This is a genomic window from Rufibacter sediminis, from assembly GCF_014269285.1.
Taxonomy (GTDB): Bacteria; Bacteroidota; Bacteroidia; order Cytophagales; family Hymenobacteraceae; genus Nibribacter; species Nibribacter sediminis.
In genome coordinates this window covers 61,290-68,304 of the sequence record NZ_JACOAF010000012.1, presented here as the reverse complement: position 1 = coordinate 68,304, position 7,015 = coordinate 61,290, and the positions used below count along the sequence as shown (strand labels likewise).

General features: G+C 55.0%; 2 protein-coding genes. Both read right to left on the bottom strand.

Going from position 1 to position 7,015, the window contains the following annotated elements:
• Positions 1-562: 562 nt before the first annotated feature.
• Positions 563-2,374 (bottom strand): glycoside hydrolase family 9 protein, encoded by a 1,812-nt coding sequence (locus H7U12_RS05300; protein WP_186634049.1) that lies wholly within the window; start codon positions 2,372-2,374, stop codon positions 563-565.
• A 251-nt stretch (positions 2,375-2,625) separates the two neighbouring features.
• On the bottom strand, positions 2,626-6,798 hold the full coding sequence (locus H7U12_RS05295) for a hybrid sensor histidine kinase/response regulator transcription factor (protein ID WP_186634046.1): 4,173 nt from the start codon (positions 6,796-6,798) through the stop codon (positions 2,626-2,628).
• Positions 6,799-7,015: the final 217 nt, after the last annotated feature.

Here is a 7,015-nt window from a genome sequence, read left to right as displayed (position 1 = left end):
GGGATGAGGATGTCGTTCATGCACGTGATGAAGCCCCACATGAAGAAGAGCATCGTCACCACCATCAAAGCGCCCGTGTAACTCTTGCACGGGGCGGCATCTGTCTGGGTAGCCGCCGGGGCCGAGGCCGCGCTGCTGGATATTCCTGCCATAGTGTTTGGTTTGTTTGGTGAGGGATTAACGTATTCGGTTCTGATCAGCAGAGGCAGGCGGCCAAGAACCAGGATGTTTCAGAAGGTGATCAAGGAAGAGACTGCCGTATTGTTTCAGAAATGCTTTTTCTGGAGGCAACCTGTTTTAGGGGTGTTTTCCCGAAACAGGCCATAAACCGCACAACACCAGTGTTCTCTCCTACCCTCAGAACCACACCCTTGCCCTGGTGGCGGCTTTCTGTCAATAGAATCATCAAGTATACTGTTTTATCGGCAGAAATTACAAATAATTATCAGCAGAAATGTCTATTTCCAGCCTAATAAAACAATTTAGCAGAATTTACGCGTAAACTGACGCGGGTAGCACTTTCTGTGGCCCTTATCAATTCACGCGTAAAACAATTTCCAGGCTATTTCGTGTTTTTGGCCGCGAAGCCTGCCTGTTGCTGCAAGGCTTCCAAGGCTCCGGCCAGGTACACAAGCGGGGCATTCCAGTTGATGGCGATCTCGTTGGAGGCGTAAGAGCAGTCGGCATCCAGGTACATCTCGTCAGGCGAGGTGGCGGTGTAGCCTTCGCATTTGTCCTGCTTGTCGGCGTTGCCGTTGGTACCGCCGGATAACAGACCCGGAATCGGTTCCGCCACGTCATCGGCAATGGAGGGACGGTGGTGCGGGCGCATAGTGGACTTCTCCCCGAAACCCGTCACAAAAGAGTAGCCCACGGCGTTGCGGCCCAGCAGATAGTCCAGGTTGGAAAGGGCAGCCTGCAGGTACTTTTTGTTTCCGGTGAGGTGATAGGCCTGCACCAGCGCCACGCCCTGGTTTGCGGCTACCGAGGAGCTTCCCCAGACGTAGTCTTCTTTCACCCGGCCCATCACGGTGCGGTAAGCGCCCGCCGTTGCCCCGGCCACCATGGCATCGGTGAACTGAAGCAATCGTTTCCGGATCTCCGGCAGATCTTTCTGGGCGGCTCCCTTCTGGTCTCTGTGCCGGAGCAAGGTATAGTAGCCTAACAGACGCACCTGCGCCCAGCTGGGCAGCGGCATCTTCGCATCGGGCAGCATGTTCACGGCTTTGTAATAGCTATCCTGCTGAGTAGTGGTGTACAGCTCGGCGGCGGCCCACAGGAACTCGTCGCTGAAGTCCTTATCGCCGTAGGCACCGGTGGTCACATCGGGGTCAAAACTTTTGTTGATGGCGTCCTGGTCATAGGCCACGTTGGGGTTTTTCTGCGCCCACTCCCAGGCCCTGGTGGCAGCGGAGAGGCAGGAGTCTGACAAACCCGGGAAATCTTTGGAGAAGTTCTTGTACACCCGGCTGGCCTGCGCCATCACCGCCGCGAAGTTCAACGCGGCACCGGTTCCTTTCTGCACCACGTACCGCGGGGTGGTTGCTTTATCGGGCATGATCATCCCGTCAAAAACCGGGTTGGTCAGCTTGTGGTACACGCCGCCGTCAGAAGGGTCCTGCATGGTCAGCATCCACCGCAGGTTCCACAGAGACTCGTCCAGGAGATCCGGCACTTGGTTGTCGCTCTCAGGGATGTTCAGTTTCTGGTTCTGGTAGAACTGCGGAAATTCTTCGTACGCCGACAGCAGCGTTCCCATGGTGATGCCGCTGTTCACGATGTACTTGTTATAGTCTCCGGCATCGTACCAACCGCGCGGGGCCGAAATCATCGTACCCACCGGGCGCTGCGCCGAGGCGGCGGAAGGATGGACCAGCACGTTGGTGTCTGGGTGACCGGCCGGCCGGTGCCATTTTCCGGCATACTTCTGGGGCAGCTCAATGGCCGTCCGCTGAAAGTAAAATCCTTTGATAGCCGCGGCCGCCACATCCTGGTGCACCTGGGGCTTTATCTCAAACGGGTACGACTGGCCCACTCCCGGCACTTCCAGCACATAGCTCCCGCTGGCGCTAAAGCCGCTGAAGTCTGCTACTCGGGTGGGCTTTTTGGAGAGTTCGGTGAGCTTGGCGTCTGTCAGTTGTCCCGTGTAGAGGGTTTTTGCGCCATCGGCGGTTTTCAGGAAGAATTTGGTGGCGTTCCCCTCTCCCACCACTACGGCTACTTTGGCGGCATTTGGGTAAAAACCCACCTGATTCAGGCGGATGCGCTCAGCGCCAGACGAGGCCTTGGAAGCTTGGCCTGACGGCTGCGCCTGGGTGCAGGAAAAGGAAAGGCAGAGCAGAGCTCCGCTGAGTGCTTTGTAGAACGTATGCATGGGGTATGAAGATTTACAGGCCCGATAAACGGCACCTTTGGACGACTCGCTTTTTCCACCAGTTCCATAACTGAGCTGGCAGCTCTGTTTAGGAAGTTCTGGTGAACGAAGGTAGGGAACGCGGGCGGCACCCAGGGATACCAAATGTTTCAAATGTCCGTCTTTGATGTTAACCCAGCGTACCCGCGCCTTTCTTTCCCGTTACTTTAGTTCTGAAAAACCTCACCGCCGGCTGTTTTCAGCCTAGTTTTCTACTCTACTTCTCTTTTCTCGGCTTCTTTGTGTTTTGCGTACTGCGAGGGCAGGATGTTGTATTCTTCCTTGAAGTATTTGGTGAAGTACTTCCGGTTGTTAAACCCTACTTTGTAAGCCACCTCGGCCACCGTTAACTGGCTCTTTTCCAGAAACTGGGCCGCATGCTGCAAGCGTATCTTCCGGATGAACTCTACCGGCGACTGCCCGGCAATGGCCATCATCTTTTTATACAGGTGCACGCGGCTCACGCCCAGCTCCCGGCTCATCTCCTCCACGGACAGGTCTGGGTTGCTCAGGTTGTCTTCTACATACTGCATGGCTTTCCGGATGAATTTATCGTCCAGTGACACAATCTCCTGCGGGCTGGCCTGCACGCTTATCTTCTTCTCGAAAACCTTCTGCAACAGTTCCCGCTGAGAAATCAGGTTTCTGATTCTGGACAGCAACATGTCAAAGTTGAAGGGTTTGGTCAGGTAATCGTTGGCTCCTACGTCCAGCCCTTTCAGTTTTTTCTCGTCTGAGGCGTGGGCGGTGAGCAGCACAAACGGGATCTGCGATGTTCTGGGATCGGCTTTGATCTTCTGGCAGAATTCCATCCCGTCCAGCTCCGGCATCATCAGGTCGCTTACAATCAGATCGGGGAGATGGAACAGGGCTTTCTGCCAGCCTTCTTTGCCGTCTTTGGCTTCCAGCACGGTAAAATGCTCTTTCAGGCTGTCTTTAAGGTAGAACCTGAAATCCTCGTTGTCTTCAGCCACCAACACCACCGGCTTGCCGTCTGCCGAAACCACCGCAGCCCGCTTGGCCGGCGTGGTTTCCGGTGCCTCCTCCTGCCCGGGCTTTTCTGCCCCTACTTCCGCAGCATTCTCCATGACAACTTCTTTCACTGGCAGGGTCACCGTAAAGCAACTTCCCTGGCTAGGCGCACTGTCCACGGTAATGACTCCGCCGTGCAGGTGCACGAACTCCTGCGCCAAGGCCAACCCAATGCCACTGCCCTGGTTCATGAGGTGGTTGGGCACGGTGTCCCGGAAGAAGCGTTCAAAGATCTTTTTCTGGTTTTCCTTCGCAATGCCGATACCGGTATCCTTCACTTTGATCTCCAGAATCTTGATTCCCGCCGAGGAAGAGTCATTCTGGTGGCAGTCCAGTTCCACCAGAATGCGGCCGTGCTCCGGCGTGAACTTGAAGGCGTTGGAAAGCAGGTTGAACAGAATCTTCTCCAGTTTGTCTTTGTCAAAGGAAGTGAACAGCTCCGGCACGCTGGAATGGAACGCCAGAGAGATGCTCTTTTTATCGGAGAGGTCACTGAAGGAGTGCACGGTTTCCTGCACAAAGGCCACCACATTCCCTTCAGACAAAGAAAGCCGGATATCCGCCACATCCATCTTCTTGAAATCCAATAGCTGGTTCACCATGTTCAGGAGCCGCCGGGCGTTCTTGTGGATCATCTGGTACTGGAGGTGCAGCTCTGGATCTGCGGTAGATTTCAGCAGCCTCTCCAGCGGGGCCAGAATCAAAGTCAGGGGCGTTCTGAACTCGTGGCTCACGTTAGTGAAGAACTTGATTTTCATGATGTCCAGCTCATGCAACTGACGGGCCTCGCGCTTTTCCTGCTCCCGCTCAAACCGGGTCGCCGCTTTCCGAAGCTCCAGCCGCCGGATCACCACCAGCCCTACCAACGCCACCAGCACATAGAAAAGGAATGCCCAGGGCGTTCGCCAAAACGGCGCTAAAACGGTGATTTGCAGCTTGGCCGGAGTCTTGGTCCAGGCGCCGTCATTGTTGGCGGCCATGACGGTGAATTGGTACACGCCCGGGTCCAGGTTGGTATAGGTGACTTTGCGGTCATTGTTGCCCACGGTATGCCATTCCTTGTCAAAGCCCTCTAAGCGGTACCGGTAGCGGTTCTTCTCTGAGTGAATGAAGTTGAGGGCGGCAAACTCAATGGAAAACACGTTCTCATCATGCTCCAGGGTAATTTGCGGGGTGTGGGTGATCGATTTGGTTAGAATAACCCGCCCGTTGACTGGTTGGTTGGCTTCCAGGCTCTTGTTGAACAGCTGAAAATCAGTGAACACAACTTGGGGCGCCACCTTGTTTTTCTGGATACTGCCCGGATTGAAGAGGTTGAACCCGTTGGACCCGCCAAAGATCAGCTCTCCTTTACGCGTTCTGAGGGCGGCGTTTTCATTGAAGGCTTTGCCCTGCAGCCCGTCCAGTTCATCATAGTTCCGGAATTCATACTGGTAGCCCGTGCCTTTTTTCTGCACCATCACGTTGGACACGCCGTTGTGGGTACTCACCCACAGATGTCCGTCTTTGTCTTCCAGAATGGTGGTGACGGTGTTGTTGGGCAGTCCGTCTTTGGTGGTGAAATGGGTAAAGGAATTGTCCCGTTCATTGTACAGGTCCAGCCCTTCGGTGGTGCCAATCCAGAGTTGGTTGCGGCGGTCGCGGTGAATGGAGGTGATGATGTTGCTGACAAGGCTTTTCGGATTTTTGGGATCGTGCAGGAAAAAAGCCCCCTTGCCGGTTTCCTTGTGGAACACATCCAGCCCGTACCCGCCGCCTACCCACAGGTTACCCTGCTGGTCCTCGGCAATGGAGGAGATATAATTGCAGTGGATGGGGAACTTCCCGGTTCCCACACTGGAATGCACAAATCTGTTCTGCTGGGGGTCAAACAGTTCCAGGCCGCCCCGCAGCGTCCCTATCCAGATATTGCCTTTGGAGTCTTCAAACAACTCCCAGATGCTGTTGTCAGACAAACTGTTGGGGTTGCCCGGCTCGTTTTTGTAATGGATGAATTTTTGGCCGTCAAAACGGGAAAGGCCGCCCAGGTAGGTGCCCACCCACAGGTTCTTATTCCGGTCCAAAAGCAAGCTCACAATCACATCATTGGAGAGGCTACCGACATCAGCGGGGTTGTGGGTAAAGCGGGTGTACACGCCGGTGGCCCGGTTCAGGTACAGCAGCCCGGCGCCGTTGGTCCCGATCCAGAGGTTACCCTTCTCGTCTTCGGCGAAGGCGTTCACATCATCATAGGGCAGACTGCCGGGCACCGCCGCCTGGTGCCGAACCTGCGGAAACCGGATGAGGTTGGGATGGTAGTAATTGATGCCTTTCTTGAACGTCCCAATCCAGATGATGCCCTCGTTGTCTTTGTACAGGGCATTGATGCTATTGTGCACCAAGCTCTGCGCCTCTTCTTTGTTGTGGCGGATGTACCTGACCGTGAACGTTTTCTTATCCAGCACATTAATGCCGCCGTGGTCCGTCCCAATCCAGATTTCCCCCGGCTCGGCCTCTATGATGCCCCGCACCAGGTTATTGTTCAAGGACACACGGGCCGAGCCCTTATGGAAATGCTCCAGCGTTTTCAGGGCACTGGAGTAATGATAGACGCCGCTTTCCTTTTCGCGCACGTACAGCCACGCGTCATCATGAGAGTCAATGGTGAGGGCGTATTGCTGGGTTTCCTGGCTGTACTTCCGGTAGATATCGTCGTTGCGCTCGGTAATTTTCAGAGTCCTGGCGTCCAGCTTCTCCAGAATCCCGTTCTGGTGCACCAGCCAGATATCGCCGTGGGTGGTCTGCCCGATGGCCGAGATGGTATTGGTGCTGAGGCTGCTCTTGGTGGAGAACGCGTGCCGGAGGTGAAGGGAACTGCGGGTGCGCGGGTTGTATTTGACCAGCCCCTGACCGGCCACCACAAACCAGAAATTGCCGGCTCTGTCTTTCAGGATGTCTTCCACCACGCTGTTGGCCGGCAGTTTATATTGCTGCAGAAGCGCCTGTTGGTTCCGGAAGAACTGCTCCGTCACGGGATCAAAGACACAGTTTCCCTGCAGCGTCTGCACCCAGATTCTGCCGTCAGGGCCTTCCAGCAACTTGGTGACGTCGTTGCTGAGGAGCGAAGTGGTGTCATTGGACACGTACTTGTAGACCTTGAGCTTGTAGCCGTCGTAGCGGTTGAGGCCGCCGGAAATGGTGCCTACCCATAAGTAGCCGCGGCTATCTTTCAGGAAACATTTCACCTGGTTGCTGGACAACCCGTGGTTGATGTCAATGAGCGAAAACCTGATTTGCTCCGGTGACTGCGCCTGCACCCGAGCCACCGAACCCAGGAAAATCAGCGCAACTACTACCCATCTATGAATTCCCATGCATGACGTGTGGTGAAATTTTACTCTGAACACCAGAAGTGACGGGTTTGCTCCCGAATCCTGCGTTATTCCTTCTTTATTATCCGTTCTTTTAAGAAACCCGGGGAAGCACTTTCCGCTTTAAGCCTGCTTTCTGAAAAGAGGCCTGAAACGCACTTCTCCAAGGCCGACGGGAACGCGAGTACAGGAGGTAACATTTCATCCCTTCTTCTCCCCC

Bases quoted from the DNA above. Each gene is read 5' to 3' on its own strand.
- H7U12_RS05295 (WP_186634046.1), bottom strand. From the start codon at position 6,798: ATGGGAATTCATAGATGGGTAGTAGTTGCGCTGATTTTCCTGGGTTCG.
- H7U12_RS05300 (WP_186634049.1), bottom strand. From the start codon at position 2,374: ATGCATACGTTCTACAAAGCACTCAGCGGAGCTCTGCTCTGCCTTTCC.